The sequence below is a fragment of the Vibrio hepatarius genome, assembly GCF_011806575.1.
Classification (GTDB): domain Bacteria; phylum Pseudomonadota; class Gammaproteobacteria; order Enterobacterales; family Vibrionaceae; genus Vibrio; species Vibrio hepatarius_A.
Window position 1 is genome coordinate 12,323 of sequence record NZ_JAATOO010000006.1, and the last position, 25,340, is coordinate 37,662.

At 45.9% G+C, this 25,340-nt stretch carries 22 protein-coding genes; 7 read left to right on the plus strand and 15 right to left on the minus strand.

Going from position 1 to position 25,340, the window contains the following annotated elements:
- Window positions 1–59 precede the first annotated feature (59 nt).
- On the minus strand, window positions 60–461 hold the full coding sequence (locus HCZ42_RS05935) for a hypothetical protein (protein ID WP_167419826.1): 402 nt from the start codon (window positions 459–461) through the stop codon (window positions 60–62).
- Between the two features lie 148 nt (window positions 462–609).
- Here HCZ42_RS05935 and HCZ42_RS05940 point away from each other — a divergent pair, with 148 nt between their 5' ends.
- Complete coding sequence (locus tag HCZ42_RS05940) at window positions 610–1,479, plus strand: LysR substrate-binding domain-containing protein (RefSeq protein WP_167419827.1); 870 nt, start codon at window positions 610–612, stop codon at window positions 1,477–1,479.
- Here the strand turns inward: HCZ42_RS05940 and HCZ42_RS05945 are convergent.
- The 3 genes from HCZ42_RS05945 to HCZ42_RS05955 all read right to left on the minus strand — a co-directional run bounded on the left by HCZ42_RS05945 (window position 1,476) and on the right by HCZ42_RS05955 (window position 4,172).
- The gene (locus tag HCZ42_RS05945) at window positions 1,476–2,252 is read right to left on the minus strand and encodes a siderophore-interacting protein (protein ID WP_368484169.1); all 777 of its coding nucleotides are present in this window, start codon (window positions 2,250–2,252) and stop codon (window positions 1,476–1,478) included. The two genes, HCZ42_RS05940 and HCZ42_RS05945, sit on opposite strands and share 4 nt — an antisense overlap.
- A gap of 141 nt (window positions 2,253–2,393) precedes the next feature.
- Window positions 2,394–3,479 carry a glycerol dehydrogenase gene (locus HCZ42_RS05950; RefSeq protein WP_167419829.1) on the minus strand — a complete coding sequence of 362 codons (1,086 nt, stop codon included), beginning with the start codon at window positions 3,477–3,479 and terminating at the stop codon, window positions 2,394–2,396.
- Window positions 3,480–3,587: 108 nt separating this feature from the next.
- On the minus strand, window positions 3,588–4,172 hold the full coding sequence (locus tag HCZ42_RS05955; protein WP_167419830.1) for a LysE family translocator: 585 nt from the start codon (window positions 4,170–4,172) through the stop codon (window positions 3,588–3,590).
- Window positions 4,173–4,308: 136 nt separating this feature from the next.
- On the opposite strand from HCZ42_RS05955, the gene HCZ42_RS05960 reads away from it, so the two are divergent.
- From HCZ42_RS05960 to HCZ42_RS05975, 4 genes are all read left to right on the plus strand, one after another.
- A complete protein-coding gene (locus HCZ42_RS05960) occupies window positions 4,309–4,749 on the plus strand; it encodes an Lrp/AsnC family transcriptional regulator (protein ID WP_167419831.1) in 441 nt (146 codons plus the stop codon).
- Window positions 4,750–4,920: 171 nt separating this feature from the next.
- Window positions 4,921–6,549, plus strand: coding sequence for a methyl-accepting chemotaxis protein (locus HCZ42_RS05965; protein WP_167419832.1), 1,629 nt, complete (start codon window positions 4,921–4,923; stop codon window positions 6,547–6,549).
- 309 nt (window positions 6,550–6,858) lie between these two features.
- Window positions 6,859–8,487 carry a methyl-accepting chemotaxis protein gene (locus HCZ42_RS05970; RefSeq protein ID WP_167419833.1) on the plus strand — a complete coding sequence of 543 codons (1,629 nt, stop codon included), beginning with the start codon at window positions 6,859–6,861 and terminating at the stop codon, window positions 8,485–8,487.
- A gap of 463 nt (window positions 8,488–8,950) precedes the next feature.
- Window positions 8,951–9,994, plus strand: coding sequence for a GMP reductase (locus HCZ42_RS05975; RefSeq protein WP_053407455.1), 1,044 nt, complete (start codon window positions 8,951–8,953; stop codon window positions 9,992–9,994).
- A 172-nt stretch (window positions 9,995–10,166) separates the two neighbouring features.
- Here HCZ42_RS05975 and HCZ42_RS05980 read toward each other — a convergent pair whose 3' ends face one another.
- From HCZ42_RS05980 to HCZ42_RS05995, 4 genes are all read right to left on the minus strand, one after another.
- Window positions 10,167–11,570 carry a fructose-specific PTS transporter subunit EIIC gene (locus HCZ42_RS05980; RefSeq protein WP_167419834.1) on the minus strand — a complete coding sequence of 468 codons (1,404 nt, stop codon included), beginning with the start codon at window positions 11,568–11,570 and terminating at the stop codon, window positions 10,167–10,169.
- Window positions 11,571–11,581: 11 nt separating this feature from the next.
- Entirely contained in the window at window positions 11,582–12,022 is a 441-nt protein-coding gene (locus tag HCZ42_RS05985; protein WP_167419835.1) for a PTS sugar transporter subunit IIA, read from the minus strand.
- A 225-nt stretch (window positions 12,023–12,247) separates the two neighbouring features.
- Window positions 12,248–13,465 carry a mannose-6-phosphate isomerase, class I gene (manA, locus tag HCZ42_RS05990; RefSeq protein ID WP_439848986.1) on the minus strand — a complete coding sequence of 406 codons (1,218 nt, stop codon included), beginning with the start codon at window positions 13,463–13,465 and terminating at the stop codon, window positions 12,248–12,250.
- Window positions 13,466–13,550: 85 nt separating this feature from the next.
- On the minus strand, window positions 13,551–15,458 hold the full coding sequence (locus HCZ42_RS05995; protein ID WP_167419837.1) for a PTS fructose transporter subunit IIABC: 1,908 nt from the start codon (window positions 15,456–15,458) through the stop codon (window positions 13,551–13,553).
- A gap of 385 nt (window positions 15,459–15,843) precedes the next feature.
- Between HCZ42_RS05995 and HCZ42_RS06000 the strand changes: the two genes are divergently transcribed.
- Complete coding sequence (locus tag HCZ42_RS06000; protein WP_167419838.1) at window positions 15,844–16,686, plus strand: helix-turn-helix transcriptional regulator; 843 nt, start codon at window positions 15,844–15,846, stop codon at window positions 16,684–16,686.
- 9 nt (window positions 16,687–16,695) lie between these two features.
- On the opposite strand, the gene HCZ42_RS06005 is transcribed toward HCZ42_RS06000, so the two are convergent.
- Window positions 16,696–17,472, minus strand: a complete 777-nt coding sequence (locus tag HCZ42_RS06005) for a PTS sugar transporter subunit IIA (RefSeq protein WP_167419839.1) — start codon at window positions 17,470–17,472, stop codon at window positions 16,696–16,698.
- Between the two features lie 23 nt (window positions 17,473–17,495).
- A complete protein-coding gene (locus HCZ42_RS06010; RefSeq protein WP_167419840.1) occupies window positions 17,496–17,798 on the minus strand; it encodes a PTS fructose transporter subunit IIB in 303 nt (100 codons plus the stop codon).
- 268 nt (window positions 17,799–18,066) lie between these two features.
- On the opposite strand from HCZ42_RS06010, the gene HCZ42_RS06015 reads away from it, so the two are divergent.
- Window positions 18,067–19,938, plus strand: coding sequence for a fructose-specific PTS transporter subunit EIIC (locus HCZ42_RS06015; RefSeq protein WP_167419841.1), 1,872 nt, complete (start codon window positions 18,067–18,069; stop codon window positions 19,936–19,938).
- 80 nt (window positions 19,939–20,018) lie between these two features.
- Here the strand turns inward: HCZ42_RS06015 and azu are convergent, their stop codons facing one another.
- The 5 genes from azu to arcC form a co-directional block, all read right to left on the minus strand.
- A complete protein-coding gene (azu, locus tag HCZ42_RS06020) occupies window positions 20,019–20,471 on the minus strand; it encodes an azurin (RefSeq protein WP_167419842.1) in 453 nt (150 codons plus the stop codon).
- A gap of 388 nt (window positions 20,472–20,859) precedes the next feature.
- Window positions 20,860–22,428, minus strand: coding sequence for an alkyl hydroperoxide reductase subunit F (gene ahpF / locus HCZ42_RS06025; protein WP_167419843.1), 1,569 nt, complete (start codon window positions 22,426–22,428; stop codon window positions 20,860–20,862).
- Window positions 22,429–22,574: 146 nt separating this feature from the next.
- Window positions 22,575–23,132 carry an alkyl hydroperoxide reductase subunit C gene (gene ahpC / locus HCZ42_RS06030; protein ID WP_053407466.1) on the minus strand — a complete coding sequence of 186 codons (558 nt, stop codon included), beginning with the start codon at window positions 23,130–23,132 and terminating at the stop codon, window positions 22,575–22,577.
- A 206-nt stretch (window positions 23,133–23,338) separates the two neighbouring features.
- On the minus strand, window positions 23,339–23,968 hold the full coding sequence (locus HCZ42_RS06035) for a TetR/AcrR family transcriptional regulator (protein ID WP_167419844.1): 630 nt from the start codon (window positions 23,966–23,968) through the stop codon (window positions 23,339–23,341).
- 110 nt (window positions 23,969–24,078) lie between these two features.
- Window positions 24,079–24,987 (minus strand): carbamate kinase, encoded by a 909-nt coding sequence (arcC, locus tag HCZ42_RS06040; protein WP_167419845.1) that lies wholly within the window; start codon window positions 24,985–24,987, stop codon window positions 24,079–24,081.
- Between the last annotated feature and the right edge of the window lie 353 nt (window positions 24,988–25,340).

The window sequence follows — 25,340 nt, forward strand, 5'->3', positions numbered from 1 at the left end:
CACTACAGGTAAAGTCACAGGGGCGTGATTTTACCTGTTTGCGTTGGGAATGCCAGAGGTTAGCGGATGTAACCGATGTTTGCGCTGATCAACCAGTGCTCAACGCTACCGCTTGGTTTTTCGACCCATAGATCGTTATCAAAGTGTTTTACACGACCTTGAATGTTCAGTGTCAGTTTGTTGTCTTCAACGTTAGTGACTTTGATAAATGGGTCGGAGCTAATCAGAAATGGCTCCGTACCTTCTACGCTCTGATTTGCCGCGACAATAAAGTAGTGATTCAACTTACCGTCTTTAGGTTCGGTGGATATCGCTTTATAGCCGAGCAAAGTGTATTGATCATTGAGCGGCTGGTTGATGATTTCACTGCCAAGGCGAACGTGAGTGGGGATGAAAACATACGCCAGCAGTGCAGCAATCAACACCAACAGCAGCATTAAAGTAGTTTTTATTTTAGACATAAGGCTCAAGCGAACTAACAAATTAAGCCAAGATTTTACCATGATTCACTGCGCAGAAAGCCAGTTTTGTTAGTGAAATTGCTCCTTTTGTTATTACGAATATGTAAAAATACTCGAGTTAACAACCAGTATTATTAGAGATTGGGTAATGGCAAATTGGGAAGGGGTCAGTGAATTTGTTGCCGTGGCAGAGCTGCATTCATTCACTGCTGCGGCAAAAAAACTCGATACTTCGGTCGCTCAAGTCAGTCGTAAGGTGGCCTTGCTTGAAGAACGTTTGGCGGTAAAACTGTTTAATCGCACCACGCGAAAAGTCACGTTAACCGAAGCCGGACAGCTTTATTTCACGCAGTGTAAACACTTGGTCGAAGGGCTAGAGTTGGCTGAACTGGCTGTCACTCAAATGCAATCAATGCCCAAAGGGCTATTGCGCGTGACTGCTCCGGTGACGTACGGAGAGCAGCGCATCGCCCCTTTATTGCATCAGTTTTTGGAGCGTCATCCACAGGTTGATCTCGATTTAATGCTCACCAACCAAAAACTGGATTTGATCGAGCTGGGTGTAGATGTGGCGATTCGTCTCGGACGACTGAAAGACTCCAGCCTAGTGGCAAAAAAACTCTCGAGCCGTCAACTGTACGTTTGTGCCAGCCCTAAGTACCTAGAACACTACGGGGAACCACATACCTTGTCTGAACTTGCAAGCCATCAATGTTTGGTCGGCTCTGTCGATTACTGGCGTTTCAATGTCAGTAAGCGGGAAAAGTCGCTGCGCGTTCATGGCCGTATTCATTGTAACTCTGGTTTAGCGCTGTTAGACGCAGCCAAGCGAGGTCTTGGGCTTGCTCAATTGCCTGACTATTATGTGCAAGAGTCACTCGATAGCGGTGAGTTGGTGGAAGTGTTAAGCGATTATCGTGATGAACGCGAAGGTATTTGGGCGTTGTATCCGCAGAACAGAAATATGTCGCCCAAAGTGCGTTTGCTTATCGACTTTTTGGCTGAAAACTTAGATTAAGCCGTGTATTGCTTGGCATCCTGTTGCTTGATGACTTTGTGCCCGTCTTCGCTGACGCCTTGTTTCCAATAGCTGCTGATATAAATGTTTTCGCGCTCTACTTGTTTGTCATTGCGTAAGTACTGACGCAGTGTACGCATCGCATTAAATTCGCACGCGCACCAAACACTCGCTTCGCCCGCTAGCCAAGGTAGTGTTTTGACCGTCTCAGCTAAGTCAGCGTCTGCAAAAATCCAGTGTACCGTGACGCTTTTTGGGGCGTTAAGCGGCTGTATATCGGCTTCACTTGCCACTTTGATAACAGCGTAGCCTGTCGCATTTTTAGGCAACTTTTGAATCTTTGTTGAAAGTGCCGGTAGGGCAGTCATATCTGCAATCAGCAAGAACCAATCTGCTTCTGCATTCATGTCTTGAATGGTGCCTGGGCCAACGATATTAATGGTATCGCCGACTTGTGCAGACATCGCCCAGCGCGCGGCAAACCCGCAGCTTGAATCGTTGGTCGTATGACGGACAAAATCCACTTCTATCCGGCGGTTTTGCGGTGAAAAATGGCGAATGGTGTAAGTGCGCATCACAGGGCGTTGTTGATCTGATAGCTCGGAAAGAGCGGTGTCACCCGATGGGCTGAAAAGCAGCTTGATGTAGCTACCTTCGCACCCAGGTGGGAAAGCGGCAAGGTCGTCGCCTTCTAAAACGAGGCGTTGCATATTTGGAGTAACTGTTTGTGTTGAGGCGACGGTGACTTGTTTAGGCGCTGGCTTTTTCATTATTACTGCACTCGATAATTATTCGTATTTGCATCTTAGGTTACCAGCTAGAGCCCAGATGAAAAAGCGCCTTTAAGTTAATTTACGTTTCGCGTTAACGTAAGTATTTATTGCCAGCTAAGTAAAACCTTAGCTGGCGGTTTTCTATCTTAAACCGTGTTGATGAGCTGTTAGAATCGCGGCATAAACGCTTTTCGCACTAACAGGGAAAGGCATGTTGTGAATCGTCTCTCCTTCCGCAGTGGCACTTTGAGCAACTTCGTACAGTTTGTCGTGAACGATTTGTTCGACGCCCATCGCGAACAGATTGGTAGGGAGACCGACGGATTCGCAAAACGTCAATACTGTGTTGAACTCATCCGTTGGTGCATTTTCCAGTACTAACTGCACTAAGGTACCAAAAGCGACTTTTTCACCGTGGTATAAGTGGTGACAATCTTCTAACTTGGTCAGCCCATTGTGGATAGCATGAGCGGCCGCAAGCCCACTACTCTCAAAACCGATACCACTTAGGTAAGTATTGGCTTCAATGATATTCTCTACCGCTTTTGTGCACAGGCCTTGCTCTACCGCGACTTTAGCTTTAAAACCGTCTGATAATAACGTTTCATAACAAAGCTTGGCCAGTGCCTGCGCTGAGCGGGTTGGGGCTCCTCCAGCCATGGTTGCGTTTCCGGAAGTAGCGTTTGCACGAGCTTCAAAATATGTTGCCAAAGCATCTCCCATGCCCGACACAATTAGCCTCACTGGCGCTCGGGCAATAATAGCCGTGTCCATCAGCACCATATCCGGATTTTTAGGTAAAGGTAGGTAGGCTTCAAATTCACCGCTAGGGGTATAAATAACTGCTAAGGCGCTACATGGTGCGTCACTAGAAGCAATAGTTGGAACAATGACAACAGGGAGCTTGGTGTAATGGGCGACGGCTTTTGCAGTATCCAGCGTTTTCCCACCGCCAATACCAACCACAACGTTACTTAGCTTTGATTCACAAATTTTTATTAGCCGATCGATCTCCTTTTGAGAGCATTCGCCTTTAAATAGCTCCATCGTAAATTGAAGCGCTTCCGCTTCAAAGCTTCGAGCTACAGATTTCCCAACCAGATTGGTAACGAATTCGTCTGCGATCACTAAAGGGTTGTTGCCGTAGATCTTAGCGTAGGCTGCGAGTGAGTCTAAGCTGTTTTCACCCTGCACATATTTGCTTGGGCTGCTGATAATCTTATCCATGATGCTTAAGCCTTACTTAGATAAATTTAGCCAATCCAAATTTACTTAGTAATTATAACCATTATTATTTTGTGGTTAAGCAAAGCAGAGCGGTTTCATGCTTATGGACTAGATCATCGGTAACGTAGAGACAACCAGCAATACCGCCATACTCACGTTGAATGCTCTTACTCGGGTTTGAGATGTTAGCCATTTCTGCAATTGCTGACCCGCAATGACCCAAAAGCTGCACGAAGGTAGATTGGCAAGCATAAACATTGCCGCAATTAAAGAGAGTTCTTGCCAACTGCCGCTACTGCTGTAAATAGCGACGGAACTGAGCGCCATTGACCAGCCTTTAGGGTTCACCCACTGAAACGAAGCCGCACCAAGAAATGTCATCGGCTTGTAGTCATCGTCCGATTCAGCTTTGCCAGAGAGCGCGATCTTAAACGCGAGGTAGGCAAGGTAGGCCAAGCTCAGCCATTTTAAAATGTCGTGTGTCATTGGGTAGCGATTGAATACTCCGATTAAGCCCAAGCCCACCAACAGCACCATAAATCCAAAACCAAATGTAATGCCGAGCATGTGCGGCAGTGTGCGGTTGAAACCGACGTTAGCACCAGAAGCCATCAACATTAGGTTGTTTGGTCCGGGGGTAAAGGTCGAGACAAACGCAAATAGGGCAAGTGCGCTTAGCTGTTGAAGTTCCATACTTCTCTCCTGAAGATCGATAATGCGAATAAGTAAATGTTTGTCTGACCGGTCACTGTTCATAATAAGTAGATTCACACACAATTATGTGTTTTTATTCGGTCGGAAAGGGTTGTTTTCGCAATAAGGATGCGTAATGGATAGGTTTGACGAAAGAATATTGCATGAACTAAAAACAGACGGCAGGATCTCCAATGTTGAGTTGGCTGAGAGGATTGGTTTGTCTGCCTCGGCGACGTTAAGACGAGTCCAAGAGCTTGAGAAAAAAGGCGTGATCAAAGGCTATCGCGCAATGCTCAATAGTGTGGAACTGGGGATTGGATTTATTGCTTACGTTTCAATAGGCTTGTCGAGTCACAGTAAGCAAGCGCAGAAAGCGTTTGAAGAGCATGTTCGTTATGTCAATGAAGTGGTCGAATGCCACAACATTACCGGAGCAAACGAGTATTTGCTTCGGGTTGAAACCAGAGATCTGCCGAGCTACAAAAAATTCCATGCTGATGTGCTAGGAGAATGTGTCCACGTGCAATCGATTACGACCATGGTTGTGATGGATTCGCCGAAAGACGAACGATAAAGCGCCGAGCCTGTAGGAAACTTCTCGTGTTGTTGAGAGAAGGTTCACTTTCGAGTCAGCTTACTACAGCTGTCAAAGTGGGTAATAGAGAGGTGCTGTTAAAGTTAAATGCGTAATTAGTTACGGCTATGTAGTCCTTTGATATCTAATAATTATATTGTGAGCCATATTATGCGTTTATTCTTAAATAATTTATCGGTGAAGATTCAGGTGCTTTTGCCTGTCTTCATTATGGCGCTCTCTCTTGCTATTGCACTCTGGTTTACCAATAAACAACTCCAAAGTGAGCAAGAGCGTGTCGCAGAACACACAGACGCGTATGTTGCGTTTCAAGATGCTGTTTCGGGTATAGACGATATGATTTACCCGTTGCGAATAAGCGCGGTGTATGCCATTTACGATGTAAATAGTCGAAGTGCGCTGCTTGAGGAACTCGATAGCCGTAGCGCTCAAATCGAGCAATACCTAGAGCTCATGCAACGTGAACAAGCATTTAAACAAGAAGCAGATGTTGCTGCGGAAGCTGTTGCTAGCTACATCGCGTTCTCACGTCAGGCAGTAGACGTTTTTACGCGTAAAGACCAAGGTTTGATTTCCAATTCTGAGTACGAACTGTTTAGCGAAAAATATAAGCATTACGGAGAAGATATGGTTGAGTCTATTAACCTGTTATCGAACTCGGTAAACCAGTACGTAGAACAATCAATTCAGGAGAGTGAGCGACAAAGTGATTATGCGTTGAATGTGGCCAAAGTTGTCGTTGTATCCGTATTCGCTATCTCATTAATTGTCGCTTTTGTATTTTCGAAAGTTATTGTTACCCCGATCACGGCGTTGCAACAGGTGATGCGTAAATTGGCGCAGGGTGATTTGTCTGCCTCTGCCAACATTGATGGCAAAAATGAAATTGCCCAGTTAGGGCAAGATGTAAATCAAACCGCCGCACAGCTTCGCGCCACAGTTCAGCAGTTGATTGGTATCAGCGAAGAGGTGGCATCAGCTTCAACTGAATTAGCAGCTGTGATGACTCAAGCACAAGCCAATTCGCAGCAAGAACTCGCAGAGATTGAACAGGTTGCGTCGGCAGTCAACGAGTTGTCTAGTACCGCAGAAAACGTCAGTAGCAACGCTCAAGTGGCAGATACCACGGCGCGTGACGCTGATCAGTTAGCGCAGTCTGGTTTGGCAGTATTTGCTGAAAGCTCTCTAGCTAGCGAACAAATGAACCAAGCGCTAAGCGACGCAGCTCAAGTCGTAATGACGCTGAAAATGCAGTCAGAGCAGATCAATGATGTCATCGAAGTGATTCGCGGTGTGTCTGAGCAAACCAATTTGTTGGCGCTGAACGCCGCCATAGAAGCCGCGCGAGCAGGGGAGTCAGGACGTGGCTTTGCGGTTGTTGCGGACGAAGTACGCTTGCTTGCAGCTCGAACTCAAGAATCGACCGGTGAGATCCAGACCATCATTGAAGAGCTACAAAAACAATCTGGATTGGCCAACGACAGCATGCAAGTAAGTTTAGAGATGCTGACGAAAACCAATGAACTGAGTGCTCGTGCGAATGATGCGTTGAAAGGTATTACCGAGTCGGTAGTCAATATTAATGATGCCAATACTCAAGTTGCAACGGCAGCAGAGCAGCAGTCACAAGTAACGCAAAACATTAACCGCAACGTGGTAAACATGTCGGAGTTAGTTAACCAAAACGTGACGGGTATTTGTCAGAGCGCCAGCGCCAGTGAAGAGCTCTCTGAACTGGCAGAAAAGCAGAAAGAACAATTGGCGTTTTTTAAACTCTAATCCCTACCTAATAATTTGCACTAAGGCAGCCCAAAACAGGGCTGCTTTTTTGTTTTCATCAAACAAACCGATAACAATTGATGGATCATTCATCGACAATTGAGCAATAAGCAACCAATGAACGCTTAGGATTGTATATTGTTATAAGAAAAGTCAAATTTCACTTTATATGTGATTTAGATCACGTATTATTGTCCGCGGTCAAAGCAGTTACCGAATTGGTTCCGTTAAAATCTGCTGCTTTAAAAAAGCACGCTTTTCTGCGTGCGACAATAATTTCAATGCCATTCAGAATTTTGAGCTAGTTATATGCAATTTTCGTTAAAGAACTTGTCGATTAAGACGCAGGTGCTTCTACCTGTATTTTTCATTGCTTTCGCACTCGCTGTCACCCTTTGGTTAACTAATAACCAGCTCGAGCACGAGCAGCAGCAAGTCACTGAACATACCAATGCGTTTGTCACCTATAAAGACACATTGGCAAAGATAGACGATCGGGTTTACCCACTACGCATTAGTGCGGTATACGCAATTTATGACGCGAGTCGTCGCGATGCGCTGCTTAACGTGCTGGAGAAGAGCGCGGGTGAGATCCACAAAGATCTTGATGTGATGCAGCAGCAAAAAGCGTTTCGTAATGAAGCGAAAGCGGCACGCGTCGCGATCGACAACTACATCAACTACTCTCGCCAATCGGTCGATGTGTTTACGCGTAAAGACGAAGGCAGTATTTCGGCGGCGGAGTACAATCGCTTTATTAGCGAGTACAAAACCTACGGTGAAGACATGGTTGAATCGATCAACCAACTTTCTGCAGCCGCGAATGAATTTGCGGCTTATGAAATGGAGCTAAGCGCAAAACAGAACCGAAATGTGCTGAATATGGCGAAAGTGCTGGTGGCAGCAGTATTGCTGTTCTCATTGGTTGTGGCGTGGATTCTTGCCAACATCATTGTGAGTCCAATCGCGAGCCTACAAGAAGTGATGCGCAAACTGGCGCGAGGTGACTTGTCTGCTACCGCAAACATTGATGGTAAAAACGAGATCGCTCAGCTAGGCCAAGATGTCAATCAAACGGCTCAGCAACTGAGTACAACCGTTCAACACCTAATTGGTATCAGTGAAGAAGTGGCGTCGGCTTCAACGGAACTAGCTGCCGTAATGAACCAAGCTCAAGCGAACGCTCAGCAAGAGTTGGCAGAAATTGAGCAGGTGGCGTCAGCAGTCAATGAGTTATCCAGTACCGCTGATAATGTAAGTGATAACGCGCAATTGGCTGACTCGACTGCTCGTGAAGCAGATCAGCTAGCAAAATCAGGTTTGGATGTATTTAGTGAAAGCAACCAAGCCAGCTTGCAAATGAGCCAAGCGCTAAATGATGCGGCGCACGTAGTACAAACGTTGAAAGTTCAATCTGAGCAGATCAGCGACGTGGTAGAAGTGATTCGTGGTGTGTCTGAGCAGACAAACCTTCTGGCACTGAATGCTGCAATCGAAGCTGCGCGTGCGGGTGAGTCTGGTCGTGGTTTTGCGGTAGTTGCGGACGAAGTTCGTCTACTGGCTGCACGTACACAAGAGTCTACGGGTGAGATTCAAACCATCATTGAAGAGCTGCAAAAGCAATCTGGTTTGGCAAACGATAGCATGCAGATTAGCTTGGATATGTTATCTAAAACCAACGAGCTGAGCGCTCAAGCTAACGATGCGTTAACGGGAATCACTGAGTCCGTCGTCAACATCAATGACGCGAACACGCAAGTAGCCACTGCGGCAGAACAGCAATCTCAGGTCACTCAAGACATCAACCGCAACGTGGTCAATATGTCTGAGTTGGTGAACCAAAACGTGGCGGGTATCTGTCAAAGTGCAAGTGCGAGTGAAGAGTTATCTAAGCTCGCTGAGAAGCAAAAAGCGCAACTCGCATTCTTTACGCTTTAGTTTTAAACAAACTGATCCACATTAAGCAGCCTCAATGGCTGCTTTTTTTCGCTCAAAATCAAAAAATAAACCTGTTTCTTTGAACGCCAAAATTACCGAAAAGTCTTGGTTTTGTGAGCGAAAACTGCTGTTCTGCAATAGAAAGTGTTAATAGTGACCAAGAGCGAAGCGAAAAGGTTTGCGCAATCGTTTTTCTTAAGGTGATTTAAGTGACTGTTTTTGTGTGAAAAAGTGAAATAAACGTTGCGAGGAGAGGGACTTAGGTATGCAACTTAACCGAACTGTATCACAATAATTTTGAAATTATCAGTCTTGCTAGAAATAAATCGCGACCTATAATGCTGAAAACCGGAGCGTCTGCCAACGCTCCGGTTTTTTTGTGTCCGAAACTCAGTAAAGCGTCTGCCAACGCTTACCGAAAACGCACCGACACTCCGACTTTAAGAGAAAGGAACTGTAATCAATGCGTATCGAACAAGAACTTAAGTTAGGTTTTAAAGATGTACTATTTCGCCCAAAGCGATCAACACTTAAAAGCCGCTCTCAAGTTGAATTAACCCGCGAGTTTACCTTCAAGCACAGTGGTCGTCAATGGTCTGGAACGCCTGTCATTGCTGCAAATATGGACTCTGTGGGTAGTTTCGAAATGGCAAAAGCGCTGTCTGAACATGGTGTAATGACAGCGGTTCACAAACACTACACGGTTGAAGACTGGGCTGAGTTTGTAAAAGGCGCGGATGCCTCTGTTCTGAACAATGTCATGGTTTCTACTGGCACATCGGATGCCGACTTCAAGAAAACTCAAGACATTATGGCGATGTCAGATGAGCTGATTTTCATCTGTATCGACATTGCTAATGGTTATTCTGAACATTTGGTTGAGTACGTTGAACGTGTGCGCGCCGCATTCCCTGACAAAGTGATTTCTGCTGGTAACGTTGTCACAGGTGATATGTGTGAAGAACTCATCTTAGCGGGCGCCGACATTGTAAAAGTAGGCATTGGTCCTGGCTCAGTATGTACCACACGGGTTAAAACTGGCGTTGGTTATCCGCAGCTGTCTGCAATCATCGAGTGTGGTGACGCGGCACATGGCCTTGGCGGCATGATCATCGGTGATGGTGGCTGTACTTGTGCCGGTGACGTGTCTAAAGCCTTTGGCGGTGGCGCTGATTTCGTCATGCTTGGCGGCATGTTAGCGGGTCACGAAGAATCAGGCGGTGAACAGGTAGAGAAAGACGGCAAAACGTACATGAAGTTCTACGGTATGTCTTCTCAGTCGGCAATGGACAAGCACTCAGGTGGTGTGGCTAAGTACCGCGCAGCTGAAGGAAAAACCGTACTATTGCCATTCCGTGGCAGCGTTCACGGCACTATCTCAGATATCCTTGGTGGCGTACGTTCAACTTGTACCTACGTAGGCGCAGCCAAGCTTAAAGAGCTAACTAAGCGTACGACTTTCATCCGTGTACAAGAGCAAGAGAACAACGTATTTGGTAGAGAGTAATCTGACGATTATCTAAAAAATACGATTTATAAAGAGCCGCGATTTCGCGGCTCTTTTCTTACCCAAGGTGATGATGTAGCGCAGGAAATAAGAACGTCTTAACCAAGCGTTAAAGCGTTGAAATAGAATTAAGAGCCCTGGGGGAAGGGCTCTTAGGGGAGGAGCTTAAGGTTTAAACTTGAATCAGAGTCGTTGCGTTGCGCATCGCTTCTTTGGTTGAACACTCGACAATGTTGGCGTTGGTAAAGCGGTGGGCATCTTTCACTTGGATGTCGTGCGCTAAAATAACCAGTTTGGCGTTGGCGACGTCTAGGTCTGTGATGCGGTTCTGGATGCCGTTTTGACCTTGAGTTTCTACTTTGATTTTGATGCCAGCTGCTGCGCCTGCTTTCTCTAGCGCTTTTGCCGCCATAAAGGTGTGTGCTACGCCTGATGGGCAACAAGTGACAGCGACGATGTCGTACTCGCCTTCGCCAGCAACTGGAGCCGCTTGAGCTTGTGCAGGTGCTGCTTGTTCCATTTCTGCTTCAGGATCTTCTGCTACAACTGGTTTCCAGAAGCCGACAATCAGTGCGGTTGTTAAAGAGCCTAATGCAATACCTACAACGTACATTGGAATATTGCTTGATACTGGCGCTGTAATTAAGCCACCCCAAGGTGCGTGCAGTAAAACGTTTGTGAGGAAGCCAAACACACAGCCAACGATACCACCTGCAACAATTGAAGGAAGAACGCGTACAGGATCGTTTGCGGCAAATGGGATAGCGCCTTCAGAGATACCGATAGAGCCCATGATAGCAGCTGCTTTACCTGCCTCTTGCTCTTGCTTGGTGAATTTCTTCTTAAATAGGAAAGTCGCTAGCGCCATACCTAGAGGAGGCGTACAGATCGCGATACCCACACCACCCATTAGCCATGGCTGAGTATCAACCTGAGTTTGAGCGAACAGGGTTGCAACTTTGTTGATTGGGCCGCCCATATCAAACGCAGTCATACCACCAAGAATCGTACCTAACACCACTTTCGAAGCGCCAGCCATTGAAGCTAGAAATTCGTTCATTGATGCCATGAAGATCTTGATTGGCTCTCCGATACCCCACAACACAATGCCTGCAGAGATAATCGTACCAACAAGAGGGTAGATAAAGTAGGCGCCCAATGCAGTCATGTTGGCAGAAAGAGGGATCTTCTTAAGTTGGAATACCACACCACCAGCGATGAAGCCCGCTACGATACAACCAAGGAAGCCACCGCCCATATCCGCCATGATGCCAGAAGAGATCATCGCAGGTGCGAGCGCTGGTTTGTCTGCAATGGAGTAACCGATAAAGCCGCCCAGAATAATAGGGAACAACACCAAGCCTTTGATTCCGATATTAGAAATGTCAGCCAATATACCGTCAGCAGGAACCGCGCCTTTACCAGATGCCATTACCGCCAGTGCTAGTAATACACCGCCAGCAACGATAAATGGCAACATATGTGAAGTACCAAATAAAAGGTGACCTTTCATGGTACTGAGAAGTTTTTTGAAATCACTACCGTTATTAGTAGTTTGAGCTGTTAGGGTACTCATAATTTCACGCCTTATGAATTAATTAGAATATTAAGTATTTGGTTTTCGTCTTTTACGTTATGAATATCTTCAATAAACTCTTCACTAAATTTCCCGAATAGTTCTTGAAGAACATAAATATGGTGATCAGCCCCGTTATCGGGCGAAGCAATCATAAAAAACAGAGTTGGTTTGATGCCGTCTTCGTCGTCGTAATCAATGCCTTCGCGTTTTACTCCCACTGCGATGGCAGGTTCAGTAACCGCTTGGCTTTTCGAGTGTGGGTAAGCGATGCCATCCATAGATGTGACACTCAATGCTTCGCGCGTTTCGATATCGGTTAAGAAAGCTTCTTTGTTGTTGATTCGTTTGTTATCGAATAACATTTGCGCTAATTCTTCAAAGAGTTCTTTCTTATTGGTGGCTTGAATATTGTTATTGATTAGTCTTGTGGTTATTAATTCAGTAATCATATTTCGGTTTATTATCTATGAAGTAATAAACTCAATGTAATTAATGAATTGACTTGGCGAAATAGTAAAAAAAACACAATAACTATACTTTTGTATCACCAATAGTTAAGTGTGATTTAGCTCTCCAAGATATAACAATAGAATTAGGACGAATGAATATAAAAAAGCCAATAACCTTGGTTATTGGCTGAGTAGTAAAATGTGCTGGAAGTTTGCGGTGTGTTGTTAGCAGTAGGCGCGAGCGACTCTGCCTTGACTGCGGATCGTGTATTGTTGCGCGTAAGCAGGGATGAAAACAGATTGTCCTTTCTCTATTACGCAGATTTCACCGTTTGCGTGTGTTACCACTAACGCAGAATCTAATGGCAACAGTATTTCAGCACTCTGTACTTCTAAAGAAAGATCGTTAGCGCTCGGAATGATGGCAAACTTGAAATCGTCGACCGGGATTGGGTATTCGAGTATGCCGTTGTTTTCAATCGGCGCTAACATTAGATGATCAAACGGTTTCTCACTAAAACGAGTACACGCAACAAGCTCTTTAACGTCAATGTATTTTGGCGTCAGACCCGCGCGCAAAACATTGTCCGAATTTGCCATGATCTCAATTCCGGTCCCTTTTAAGTACGCATGGGGTGTTTCTGCATCCAAAAACATCGCTTGCCCTGGCTGAAGGGTGATTACGTTGAGGATTAACGGCGCGAACAAACCAATGTCTCCTGGGTACTGCGTCTCAAGTTCTAAGAGCAGGTCGAACAACGGCATATCGATGATGCGAGCCTGTGCCAATAGCACGGTTAACGCCATCTCTTTTTGTTCACCTTCTAGTGAAAGTAGTCCAGAGAAGAAGCTCGCTAAGCCGGTTGGTGTCTGTTCTGCGATAAGATCGTCGACCAAGCCTTGCAGTTCTGGAATCGCAAGCTCTGAGAAGAAGTGGATGATTTCGCTGATTGGACGAAAACCATTCATCGCTTGGTATTCCGTTAAGGCGTAAACGAGCTCTGGCTTGTGGTTTGGATCTTTGTAGTTACGATTTGCAGCTGTTAATGGGATACCTTGTTGCTCTTCCGCCGCGAAGCCCAGCTCTGCTTGTTGCTTGTTAGGGTGAACCTGAATAGAGAGCGCTTTTTCCGCTGCTAACACTTTGAAAAGGTATGGAAGTTCGCCAAAGCGAGTGGCGACTTCTTTGCTCAAGAAAGCATTCATGTCCTTGGCAATCAAGGTGGAAAGCTTGGTTTCTTTGCCGTTAGACAAGACCGTTGAGCAACCATTTGCGTGTGCGCCCATCCAAAGTTCAGCTTGAGGCTCGCCTGCAGGATTATCAATACCAAACAGTTGATTGATAGAGGTCGTACTGCCCCAAGCGTAGTTTTGAATCGTATTGTTCATCACAAAGAACATCGGATGAGCCGTTGTGGTGTGGGGCGTTTGTGTCTCGAGCATCGTTAAGTCAGACATAGAGTGTCACCATAGGAGGTAATCATGGCTTGGATACTGTCCAAGCCATTGGAGTCGATAAGGGGAGGGGTTAAGCGATCGCTTCAATCATTTTTGCTTTGCGAACCTTCTTCAGAGTTACACACGTAACTGCGGTAACGACTGCGCCCGCCGCCATACAAATTAGAGCCAGCAGTGGGTAGTTCATCGCGCCAAGTAGAGCAACAACTGGACCGCCGTGCGCTACGCTGTTGGTGATGCCGAACGAGAACGCCATGACCGCCGCAACCATTGAACCAAGTACGTTTGCCGGAATTACTGACATTGGATCTTGCGCTGCGAATGGGATCGCACCTTCAGAGATACCGACCAGGCCCATCGCGCCTGCTGCCTTACCAGCTTCGGTTTCTGACTCTTCAAACAGGTCAAACTTACGGCCCAATACGGTTGCTAATGCCATGCCTAGTGGAGCAACTGGGATTGCACACGCCATCGCGCCCATGAATTGTGTTTGACCGCTGGCAATCATGCCGACAGAGAATAGGAAGGCGACTTTGTTGAAAGGGCCACCCATATCAAAGCCAGCCATACCACCAAGCACGATACCGAGAAGAACAACGTTACCTGTGCTCATGCTGGTAAGTAGCGCAGTTAGACCATCCATTAAACTTGCGATTGGCGCGCCAATAACGAAGATGAACAGACCTGCAATGAACAGTGAACCAGTGATTGGCGCAATCATGATTGGCACCAAAGGTTGGATGAACTTGTGGTAGTTGATCGAGGTAATCCACTTCACGAAGTAACCCACAAGCAGACCAGCGATAATCGCGCCGATAAAGCCGGTACCTGCATCTGCGCCGTAGAAAGAGCCGTTGTTGGCAATCCAACCGCCGATTAGGCCAGGTGTTAACGCAGGGCGATCAGCAATCGCGTAAGCAATGTAGCCAGCAAGGATCGGAATCATCAAGGTAAAGGCAACCACACCTACGTTTAGGATTTGGTTCCAAATACTGCCTTCTGGGATTGCCATGCCAGCTTCACTAGGCTGACCACCAATCGCTAGCGCGAGAGCAATCAAAAGACCGCCTGTGACCACAAATGGGATCATGTGCGACACGCCATTCATCAGGTAACGGTATAGGTCAGAACGAGCTTGAGAAGCTTTATCAGCCACCGAAGATTGGCTGTTAGCATTGGCGTCTGCTTGGTATGCTGGCGCGTTTAACGCCTCGTTAATCAGTGCTTGCGCATCGCGAATCGGCGCTTTGACGTTGGTTTTCACCACGCGCTTTCCCGCAAAGCGATTCATGTCGACTTGTTTGTCACACGCGACAATGATTGCTTCAGCGCGCTCGATTTCTTCTGCTGTCGGGCTGTTTTTCACACCAATTGAGCCATTGGTTTCAACCTTAACTTCGTAACCCATCGCCGCCGCGCCTTTTTCTAACGCTTCGGCTGCAAGGTAGGTATGTGCAACGCCAGCTGGACAGCCCGTGACACCGATGATGAAGCCTTTACTCTCTTCAGCGCTTACCACTGACTGTGGCTCTTGTTTCGCCAGCAGCAGCGCTAGCGCTTCTTCAGTGTTTGAAGCGTTTAGGAAAGCGTCGATAAAGCCTTCTTCAATCAGTTTTGAAGAAAGCTCGGCTAGCACTTCGATGTGGTGGTTATCGCCACCATCTGGAGAGGCGATCATAAAGAACAGTTTTGATGGCAAACCGTCTTCTGCACCGTAGTCGATACCCGATTGGCTCACACCAATAACTACTGCTGGCTCTAGAACGGCGGCACTTTTCGCATGCGGAATAGCAACACCATCTTCAAAACCTGTATTACCTAATTCTTCGCGCGCTTTAATATCGGTCAGAAACTGTGTTTGGTCAGAAATACGACCTTGCGCATGAAGAACAGAAACCAGTTCTTGAAAAACCTCTTCTTTCGAAGTCGCTTGAAGATCAAGTTTAATTAATTCTTCGTTTATTAATTTGGTGATCATTGTCGAACCCCTATAAATATAATTTTTATTTCAGGGATATTCTTGAATTAATCAGAAGCAGACTGTAGTGAAGAAAAAATGCATTTACTGGAAGATTGTAACCGCCTAATCGCAATGTGATTTAGATCGTCTACAAGATAAAACTAGCTGCATATCTGATGCATAATGGTGAACCTTGTTATTCATAGATTTTCTGCGCTAAGTACAAGACGTGTAGGTGTTTATAGGCTTTTGTCCATTAAAGTGAGAACTGGATAATTGATGCGTTAACTGGATTTTTGTAACCTTGAAGTGGAAGTGTGATTTTGCTCAATAGCGTGAAATAACTTTCGGGTGTATATCTATAACCAATAGCATCACCGGTGCACATATAGAGTGTGAAAGAATGATTTTCCATGATTTAATTTCGGCAGTATTAAATGAACGTGAACCATTTCATAATATTTGGTTTGCGGGGGATTTTCATACACCACCTGAATTTAGCTATCAGGTTAATTTTCCTCGTTTAGAATTGGTTCTTTATGGGGAATATATTAATGAGATGGAAAGCCACGACAGAAAAGTTACCAATATTGTCGCCCAAAAAGGTGATGCGATATTTATTCCGCCTAACTGCTGGAACAAACCTGATTGGGATAGTGACTGTTCTGTGTTAAGCATTCTATTTGGGCGTCGCCAGCTTGGCTTGAGCTTTGTGAGTAAACGCAAAGGCGAAGCAAACTTCTACGATATTCAAAAACACAGCATCCAGACTCGTTCAGGCTTCGCTATTGATAACATTTTGGAAGCGCTTAGCTCGTTAGCGCGTGAAAACATCAAGAAACCGATGGATGAATTGCTACTACAAGCCTTGTTGCAGTATGCGAAAACGATGTTGGATGCACCTGTCGAGCAGCAGTCACAAAACCGCGTTCAAGATTTGTATCAGGGGATTTGTATCTATATTCAAGAGAACTTTCATCGACCAATCACTCGTGACAGTATCGCGTCACGCTTCAGCATCTCATCTAACCATTTGTCACGCCTTTTTCGCCAGCAAGGGCATATGACGTTGGCAGATTACATTACTTGGGTAAGAGTGGACCGTGCCAAATTCATGCTGAAAAAGTACAACTTCAAACTCAATGACGTATCTATTCGCTGTGGTTTTAAAGATGTGAACTATTTTTGTCGCGTCTTTAAAAGTCGTACTGGCAGAACACCGACAGAATACCGTGGTTCCATTTGAGTGGAAAGGTTAGGCAAGCAAGCTCGACATGGCGTACATCAACAACGCTTGTAAGTCGACGCTGCTTTTTGTTAGCAGCAATCGATCGGCCATTTGGTCCGTTAGTAGATTTCTAGTCAGGTTAGTTGCCGCGATGATTTGTTCACGTGTTGGTTTATCTGGCATCACCAGTGCTATTGCCAGGTGAACCTCTCCCATCTTTGACGACCAATCCATTGGTTGATCGTTGGCGATGACAGCAATAGAAATGTGCTCAACACCCGCATACATCACGTGAGGCAGGGCGATTCCCGGTGCCACGCATGTCGAGGAACGCTCTTCTCTTTTGATGAACGCGAGGAGTAGTTCGTCGGGGTAAATAGGGTGGATCAGTTGGGCGAGTCCTTTTAAACATTCAAATTTCGTCAACTCGGTATGTGCTTTTGCGTAATGCCATTTGATTTCACAGGGGGGGCAGATTTGTGGCAAGCGCTCTGCCAATTGGCTCGAAAACTCGTAGTTGATATTGGAGCCAACCACAGTAAAGTGCTCGGCGATAATATCTTTGATTACAAAACACGCTAGCTCAGCATCGATACCAATCGCCGTAATTTGGCACAGATCGCCTTGGCGCAACCCAGCCTGAAAAATCGCCACGGACTTCGTCAGCTCCGCAACACGATTTTGCGTGATATTGACGATATGTAGAGTGCTTTTAAACTTCGTTGCGACGCGATTCAGCGGCTGGACCACATGAGCACTCGCATTAGTATTTTCGACAAAAAAGGTGATCTGGTATTCGTTCATCAGCAAGTTCAGTGGCGGGAATGTTAGTTGCGGCAGTGGACTAGAAACACTTTGTCGACATTCAGCAACACGTCTTCTATAGAGATTTGAATTTTGGGCGTGCTTTCAAATCGGGCAGGCTGTTCGATCTCAATATCAGACACAATTAACACGCGGTCGGCTTGAGCAATATCGTGGGGCGTGAGCTGATTTTCAATCCCCATTGCGCCTTGCGTCTCCACTTTGATTTGTACGTTATATTTTGGCGCAGCTTTGATTAATGCATCTGCTGCCATATAGGTATGCGCGATGCCTGTAGGGCATGCTGTCACCGCTACGATTCTCATCTTCTATCCACATTATTTTTTGTGGATATTAGCACAGCGCTAACCAATTGAATCTAACTAAGCACGAATTAGCGCAAGAGCTCTATCACAGTTTAAATCTCATGTTACATTAATCCAGTAAATGCACTCTTAGTCCTATATCTCGAAAAATTGGCGCTGGTTAATCTATGTCCAGATAGAATGAGCAGGAACGCATTCGAGTTAGGGGATTCTGTATCTCAAACTCACTTGGGTATATATTCGAGCGTGAATATTGGAAGGTAAAACAATGGACATCACAAACCTGATTGAGTTGGACACGATCTGCTTAGATTTGAAAGCTCAAACCAAACAAGAAGCGCTCGAAGAACTGACCAAAATGCTAGAGGCGGCGGGTAAGCTGAACAATCCAAGCCAGTTCTTGGCTGATATTTGGAAGCGTGAAGAGATAGGAAACACCGGTTTTGATGATGGTATTGCCATTCCACATGCCAAAAGTGATGCGGTAGCGAAGCCAGCAGTCGCGGTTGGGATCAGCCGCAATGGGATCGATTATGGTGCAGAGGACGGCGAACTGTCTGATGTCTTTTTTATGCTGGCATCACCTGAGGGGGATGATAATCAGCACATTGAAGTGTTGGCACAAATCTCCACTAAAATCATCGAAGATGGCTTTGTTGAAAAGCTAAAAGCAGCGCAATCGCGAGAAGATGCGTTCGAAATGCTGACCGATATTGAATCCCAACCAGATCAGTTTTTATCCACCTCTCTGGAGTTTTCGACAGAGCCACTAAGCCCTTGGGCGCAGAAGCTTAGCCGTATAAAAGAACACCTACTGTTTGGCACATCACACATGATCCCGTTTATCGTCGCGGGTGGCGTATTGTTGTCGTTGTCGGTGATGATCTCTGGCCAAGGTGGCGTACCACAAGAAGGTGTGCTTGCCGATATCGCGCAAATGGGTATCGCGGGACTTACTCTATTTACAATGGTGCTTGGTGGATATATCGCTTATTCCATTGCAGATAAACCAGGGCTTGCACCGGGCATGATAGGCTCTTGGATTGCGGTCAGCCATTACAATACTGGTTTCCTTGGCGCGATTGTCGTGGGTTTCTTTGCTGGTTTTGTCGTGTGGCTTTTAAAGAAGATTAAATTGCCAGACAGCATGAGTTCACTTGGTTCGATATTCATCTATCCATTAGTCGGTACGTTTGTTACCTGCGGCGCAGTGATGTGGGTGATTGGTGCGCCAATTGCCAGCGCAATGACAACCATGAATGAGCTACTGACAGGCATGGCGGGCTCGGGCAAAGTGATGCTCGGTACTGTGCTTGGAGCGATGACGGCTTTTGATATGGGTGGTCCAATTAACAAAGTGGCGACCTTGTTTGCACAAACTCAAGTGAATACCCAGCCGTGGCTAATGGGCGGAGTGGGCATTGCGATATGTACGCCACCTTTGGGTATGGCACTGGCGACGTTCTTAGCACCAAGCAAATTTAAACGGGATGAACGTGAAGCGGGTAAAGCAGCTGGAATTATGGGAATGATTGGCATCAGTGAAGGTGCGATCCCTTTCGCTACTGGCGACCCTGCTCGTGTACTACCTGCAATTGTCGCGGGTGGCATTGTGGGAAATGTGATTGGTTTTATGTTCCATGTCATGAACCATGCGCCGTGGGGCGGCTGGATAGTGCTACCTGTCGTTGATGGCAAAATCGGTTATATCGTCGGTACAATTGCGGGGTCCTTCACTACGGCGTTGATTGCTATTGCACTAAAGAAAACGGTGACTGAAGATGACAACTATCCTCGTCACTCGCAAGGTTATGGCTCTGTTGTGGGTGAGGGAGAAGCGGACATATTGGCGGTGACGTCTTGTCCGTCTGGAGTCGCGCACACATTCCTAGCGGCTAAGTCTCTAGAGAAAGCTGCGTGTGCTCTCGGTATTAAGATTAAAGTCGAAACCCAAGGAGCGAATGGGGTGATAAACCGAATTACAGACAAAGATATTGAAAAAGCGCGGTTTGTTATTTTTGCTCATGATGTCGCGATTAAAGAGCCAGAACGTTTCAGAAAGATCAAAGTGCTGGATGTGAGCACTAAAGACGCAATGTTTAACGCCGCCGCTCTAATACATGCAAAGAAAAGTTACTAGATTAGCGAGACAAAGTATTGATTTGTTGATAAAAAGAGCCGCATTTAGCGGCTCTTTTTAACGAAGCTAAGTCAATGCAATTACATAAACTCAAATTTACCTTTCATTACCGCCCAGTGACCTGGGAATGAACAGAAGAATGAGTAATCACCGCCAGCCGTCATGTTTTCCGTGCTGAACGTAACGCTTGTGCTCTCGCCACCGCCGATGACTTTAGTGTGTGCGTAGACTCGCTCATCACCCGGTTTTATGTAGTTATTGTCTACACCAGCCGACATACCGTCGGTACCGATAGCTTGCACGTTGGCGGTGTCCGCGATGACAACGTTGTGTCCCATTGTCTGCGCCGCCAACTTACCAGTGTGGTTAAGCGTCAGAGTCACTTCTTTACAGGTTGCTGGTACGCTTAATGTTTGTGTGGAAAACTGCATCATGTCGTTGGCATCAATCGATACTTCACATTCTGCATTTGCTTGCGCGCCGAAACTGACTCCAACCAGAGCAAACGTTGCTGCTAATAAACGTAAAGACATATCACTTTCTCCATTTTATGTTTTTGGGCTTGTTTGGACCAACCGATCCAATGGTTCTCATTATCATCCTATTGAGGTGCTGAAAATGTGCTTCAATCGATAAATTGACGTTTTGTTGTGCTATTACGAAGTAAGTCTCGGTATTGATCACCGGCACTTAACTCTGTGGAGTTTGTGCGTCACGTTTTAATTTAGAGTTTGTAATCTTAGAGTTTGAACATCGTTGTGACTTACATACAAAAAAAGCCAGCAGGTTTAACGCTGCTGGCTCGCTCACTTGGGCTTCTAGTAAGTGCATCTCTGCTCATGAAGTTCTATTACGACGTCCCGATAAACCGCTCGCTATAGCGGTTCCGCCGTTTGCTTCATGTAACAGACGAATGCACGATTATCCTTGCTTACGGATGAGGTAATCGAACGCGCCTAAGCTTGCTTTTGCACCTTCACCCATGGCGATGATGATCTGTTTGTAAGGAACGGTTGTCGCGTCACCTGCTGCGAACACGCCTTCAAGGCTGGTTTCGCCGTGGCTGCCTACTTCAATCTCACCGCGTGGTGATAAGCTCACTTCTGAATCTTTTAGCCACTCAGTGTTTGGTACCAAACCGATTTGAACAAAGATACCTGACAGTTCTAGCTGTTTGATTTCATCAGTATTGCGGTCCTTGTACTTAAGACCCGTTACGCGTTTGCTATCACCCACTACTTCTGTCGTTTGCGCCATAGTAATGATGTCAATGTTTGGTAGCGAGTTTGCCTTATTGATCAGCACTTGGTCAGCACGTAGTACGTCTGCAAACTCCAGTACCGTTACGTGTTCGACAATACCGGCTAGGTCGATTGCGGCTTCGATACCTGAGTTACCACCACCGATAACCGCGGTTTTCTTACCTTTGAATAAAGGACCATCACAGTGAGGGCAGTATGCAACGCCTTTGTTACGATACTCTTGCTCTCCCGGAACGTTCATTTCGCGCCAGCGTGCACCCGGGCTTAAGATAACGCTTTGGCTCTTGAGTGTCGCACCACTTGCAAGTTGAACATGGATTAAACCATCTTCAGTGTGTGCTGCGCCCATGATTTTTTCAGCCTGTTGCTCTGTAACAACGTCAACGTCGTACTCTTTCAAGTGCTCACCAAGATCTGCCGCTAGCTTAGGACCTTCTGTGCGTTTCACTGATATAAAGTTTTCAATCGCCATCGTGTCCATCACTTGACCACCGAAGCGTTTAGCAACCACACCTGTGCGAATGCCTTTACGAGCTGCATACAGAGCCGCTGCGCTACCACCAGGACCACCACCAACAACCAGTACGTCATACGGGTCTTTCTCGTTCAGTGCTTTTGCTGCTTTTTCGCTTGCGCTGTCGTCGACTTTGTTAAGGATTTCGGTCAACGACATACGGCCTTGGCCGAAGAGTTCACCATTAACAAACACGCTTGGAACCGCCATGATATCGCGCTGTTTCACTTCGTCTTGGAACAGTGCGCCGTCGATCATGGTCGCTTTAATTTTCGGGTTGATCGCCGCCATCATGTTGAACGCTTGTACAACGTCAGGACAATTCTGACACGACAGAGAAATAAAGACTTCTACATCCAGCTCTTTGTCTAGTGCTGCAATCTGCTCGATCACTTCTGGCTCAAGCTTAATTGGGTGACCACCTGAGTGAAGCAGCGCAAGAATCAGCGAAGTAAACTCGTGTCCCATTGGCAGACCAGCAAATCTAAGCGCGGTACTCTTACTTGGGTTAGACACCGCCATTACTGGTTTGCGCTCACTTGCTGAGTCGTCGCGAACCACGGTAATGAAGTCACTCAGTTCTGCAATTTGGTTGGCAAGCGATAGAATGTCGTTTGATGCCTTGCTTTCATCTAGGCTAACCACTAGACGAACATCTTCTTTTACGTTGGCTAGATATTGTTTTAGTTGTTGTTGAATAGCTTGGTCTAGCATGTGTTACATACCTTTTAATGATTATGCTGGATAAAAACAATCAAGCAGAGAGCAAACTAGGCTGAAGGTCGTCAAGGTATCAGACCTAGGATGCTCTCTTAATTGGGTTATGGTTCTATTAGTGAACCGTGTGGGCTAATCTTGACTTAGATTTTGCCTACTAGGTCTAGAGAAGGAGCTAGAGTCTCTTCGCCTTCTTTCCATTTCGCTGGGCAAACTTCGCCTGGGTGAGCGGCAACGTACTGAGCTGCTTTCACTTTACGTAGTAGGTCTTCTGCGTCACGGCCGATACCTTCAGCAGTGATTTCCATCGCTTGAATAGTACCTTCTGGGTCGATTAGGAACGTCGCACGGTCTGCAAGACCTTGACCTTCACGCATTACACCGAAGTTGTTTGTGATGTTGCCAGTTTGGTCACCAAGCATGTAGTAGTTGATTTTGCCGATAGTTTCAGAGCTATCGTGCCATGCTTTGTGAGTGAAATGAGTGTCAGTCGACACTGAGTACACTTCAACACCGCGCTTTTGAAGCTCTTCGTAGTGGTCTGCTAGGTCACCAAGCTCTGTAGGACATACGAATGTGAAGTCAGCTGGGTAGAAGAAGAATACAGCCCATTTACCTAGAACGTCTTGTTCTGTTACTTCAACGAATTCGCCTTGTTTGAATGCAGTTGCGCTAAATGGTTTGATTTTGGTGTTGATCATTTCTTTACTTTCCTTTCAGTTGTTTTGGATGAGCAAATCTTGCTGTCGGAAAGTATATTGTCATCTAGCGTGGGCTAGATAAAATCGCTTGTAGCTATCCTATTGATAGGTAAATCCGATTTTGGTTGATAGGCAAAACTGATGTAGCACGTAATCAGTCAATAGCTAGACCTGATGAAGCGCAAAACATAAGTGGCTTAGATACTTTAATGGCAACTGGCTTTAATGTGTGGTTGAGACTTCTGGCATATCGGTGGGATGTAAAGCTGGAGATAAGACTCGGTCAAACGTAATGCCTCTTTGGCCAGTTCTGGCGTGATGTAGCCGTATTTTCGATAGGAGAGTGAGTAAAGTTTGTCAGCGACTTGCAGGGAGATAGCGAAGATATTGATGGGTTGAGGTAACTGAGGGATATCGAAAAACTGGCGGTAAATCATTTCGACTTGTTGTCCCAGCTCTAGGTCATGCTCGGTATCGGCGTGTCCGAGTTCAGCGAAGGTGTGTCGGCCTAAGATTAACTTTTTCGCGATTGGGTTGTTATTATAATATTCCACATAAGCGGTTTCGATCATTCGATTAATATCAGTCCAGTGAAATACTTTTTCATCATTAATACACTGCTTCAATAATAAATCAAAATCCTCAAAGACATTTTCTAATAAACAATGAAACAAGTTTTCTATGTTTGGATAATGATGATAAACCGTTGAAGTTGCCATGCCGCATTCTTTTGCGACGTCATACATAGAAATATCAGTGGCTTCGCGCCTTTCCATCAGTCGGACAACCGCTTGGTTAATTTTGACCAGTTTTTTCTCTGTGTTAACTTTGCGCATAATTAAATTGTCCATCCAAACTTCAATCAAACAAAATATATAAGGTCACGGCGTCAACGTCCGTTGGTTCGATCATATCTTTGACACCTGACCTTCAATTTCCGGGTTTGCTATCGCTGTACGTGAGTCCCCGATTTACCCTCAATGATTTCTAGCGCGCAGGAAAGATCACCGATGTGGCCGTTTTGTCCGGTGTTTTCAACAAACTGGCAGCACGCGTCTACTTTTGGCCCCATAGAACCCGCTGGAAAGCTGTACTGCTTCATTTGCTCTACGGTGACGTTCTCTAGTTTTTGCTCTTGTGGCGTGCCCCAGTTTAGGCAAACGTGGGTGCCGTCGGTAAGGATGAGTAGATGCTCAGCACCGATTTGCTCTGCGATCAATGCGGCTGTCATGTCTTTATCAATAACCGCTTCAAAGCCTACATAAGCGCCGTCTTTTTCAATCACTGGAGCACCGCCGCCGCCACCACAAATGATTAGGTGCTCTTTCTCTAGCAAGTCTTTGATCGCTCTAATTTCTAACACTTCTTTTGGTTTCGGCGAAGGAACGACGCGTCGCCAGTGTGCGCCATCAGGTTTTACCACCCAACCATTGGCTTCAGCGAGTTGCTTGGCTTGTTCCTCGCTATAGACCGGGCCAATAAACTTGGAAGGATCGGCAACGGCAGGGTCGTTTGCGTCAACAACGATGCGCGTGAGAATCGTGATGGTATAGCGGTCTTCAATCGCGGCGTTTAGCCCTTGTTGGATTAAATAGCCGATCATGCCTTGAGTTTCTGCGCCCAAAACGTCAAAGGGATAGGGAGGGCAATCTTTGTATGCGTCGTTTTGTAGCGAGAGTAATCCCACTTGAGGTCCATTACCGTGAACAATCACTAAGCGGTAGTCTTTACTCAATTCGGCGAGTGAGCTCGCGGTCTGAGCAATACTTTTCTGTTGGTTCTCACAGCTCATGATCTCGCCGCGTTGCAATAGAGCATTTCCCCCGACCGCAACAACAATAATAGGCTTAGACATATAGAAATCTCCAAATAAGTGAAGTCAAAACAGACTTTCCACACTCTATTGAATTAAACATAGGTGATTGGAGATAAAAATCACAGTTCGATTTCTATCCATATTTTGGCTTAGCAAACTATACCAATGTCACATAACTATTATTATTGGCGCGTTGAAGCTCGATATGTGATCTCGTATATATTTCGCTTGTTAGGCTAATAATCAAAGCTCTTCTTCGGTAATTTGATCAAGAACAACTATTGCGTCAGTTGTGAATATTTTTACTAAATATGTAGAAGATATTTCATTTTAAGCGCTACTAAATTCAGCAAAACCGATATTAAGTTTCCATCAAAGTTCGTTACGCAAAT

What these genes read in the sequence shown, in the direction of transcription:
- HCZ42_RS06000 (WP_167419838.1), top strand. Translation starts at nt 15,844, where the DNA reads ATGATTTTCCATGATTTAATTTCGGCAGTATTAAATGAACGTGAACCA.
- HCZ42_RS05975 (WP_053407455.1), top strand. Translation starts at nt 8,951, where the DNA reads ATGCGTATCGAACAAGAACTTAAGTTAGGTTTTAAAGATGTACTATTT.
- manA (WP_439848986.1), bottom strand. Translation starts at nt 13,465, where the DNA reads ATGCTCGAGACACAAACGCCCCACACCACAACGGCTCATCCGATGTTC.
- arcC (WP_167419845.1), bottom strand. Translation starts at nt 24,987, where the DNA reads ATGTCTAAGCCTATTATTGTTGTTGCGGTCGGGGGAAATGCTCTATTG.
- HCZ42_RS05935 (WP_167419826.1), bottom strand. Translation starts at nt 461, where the DNA reads ATGTCTAAAATAAAAACTACTTTAATGCTGCTGTTGGTGTTGATTGCT.
- HCZ42_RS05960 (WP_167419831.1), top strand. Translation starts at nt 4,309, where the DNA reads ATGGATAGGTTTGACGAAAGAATATTGCATGAACTAAAAACAGACGGC.
- HCZ42_RS05950 (WP_167419829.1), bottom strand. Translation starts at nt 3,479, where the DNA reads ATGGATAAGATTATCAGCAGCCCAAGCAAATATGTGCAGGGTGAAAAC.
- azu (WP_167419842.1), bottom strand. Translation starts at nt 20,471, where the DNA reads ATGTCTTTACGTTTATTAGCAGCAACGTTTGCTCTGGTTGGAGTCAGT.
- HCZ42_RS05940 (WP_167419827.1), top strand. Translation starts at nt 610, where the DNA reads ATGGCAAATTGGGAAGGGGTCAGTGAATTTGTTGCCGTGGCAGAGCTG.
- HCZ42_RS05970 (WP_167419833.1), top strand. Translation starts at nt 6,859, where the DNA reads ATGCAATTTTCGTTAAAGAACTTGTCGATTAAGACGCAGGTGCTTCTA.
- HCZ42_RS05965 (WP_167419832.1), top strand. Translation starts at nt 4,921, where the DNA reads ATGCGTTTATTCTTAAATAATTTATCGGTGAAGATTCAGGTGCTTTTG.
- HCZ42_RS06015 (WP_167419841.1), top strand. Translation starts at nt 18,067, where the DNA reads ATGGACATCACAAACCTGATTGAGTTGGACACGATCTGCTTAGATTTG.
- HCZ42_RS05955 (WP_167419830.1), bottom strand. Translation starts at nt 4,172, where the DNA reads ATGGAACTTCAACAGCTAAGCGCACTTGCCCTATTTGCGTTTGTCTCG.
- HCZ42_RS06010 (WP_167419840.1), bottom strand. Translation starts at nt 17,798, where the DNA reads ATGAGAATCGTAGCGGTGACAGCATGCCCTACAGGCATCGCGCATACC.
- HCZ42_RS05980 (WP_167419834.1), bottom strand. Translation starts at nt 11,570, where the DNA reads ATGAGTACCCTAACAGCTCAAACTACTAATAACGGTAGTGATTTCAAA.
- HCZ42_RS06035 (WP_167419844.1), bottom strand. Translation starts at nt 23,968, where the DNA reads ATGCGCAAAGTTAACACAGAGAAAAAACTGGTCAAAATTAACCAAGCG.
- HCZ42_RS05995 (WP_167419837.1), bottom strand. Translation starts at nt 15,458, where the DNA reads ATGATCACCAAATTAATAAACGAAGAATTAATTAAACTTGATCTTCAA.
- HCZ42_RS05985 (WP_167419835.1), bottom strand. Translation starts at nt 12,022, where the DNA reads ATGATTACTGAATTAATAACCACAAGACTAATCAATAACAATATTCAA.
- HCZ42_RS06005 (WP_167419839.1), bottom strand. Translation starts at nt 17,472, where the DNA reads ATGAACGAATACCAGATCACCTTTTTTGTCGAAAATACTAATGCGAGT.
- ahpF (WP_167419843.1), bottom strand. Translation starts at nt 22,428, where the DNA reads ATGCTAGACCAAGCTATTCAACAACAACTAAAACAATATCTAGCCAAC.
- ahpC (WP_053407466.1), bottom strand. Translation starts at nt 23,132, where the DNA reads ATGATCAACACCAAAATCAAACCATTTAGCGCAACTGCATTCAAACAA.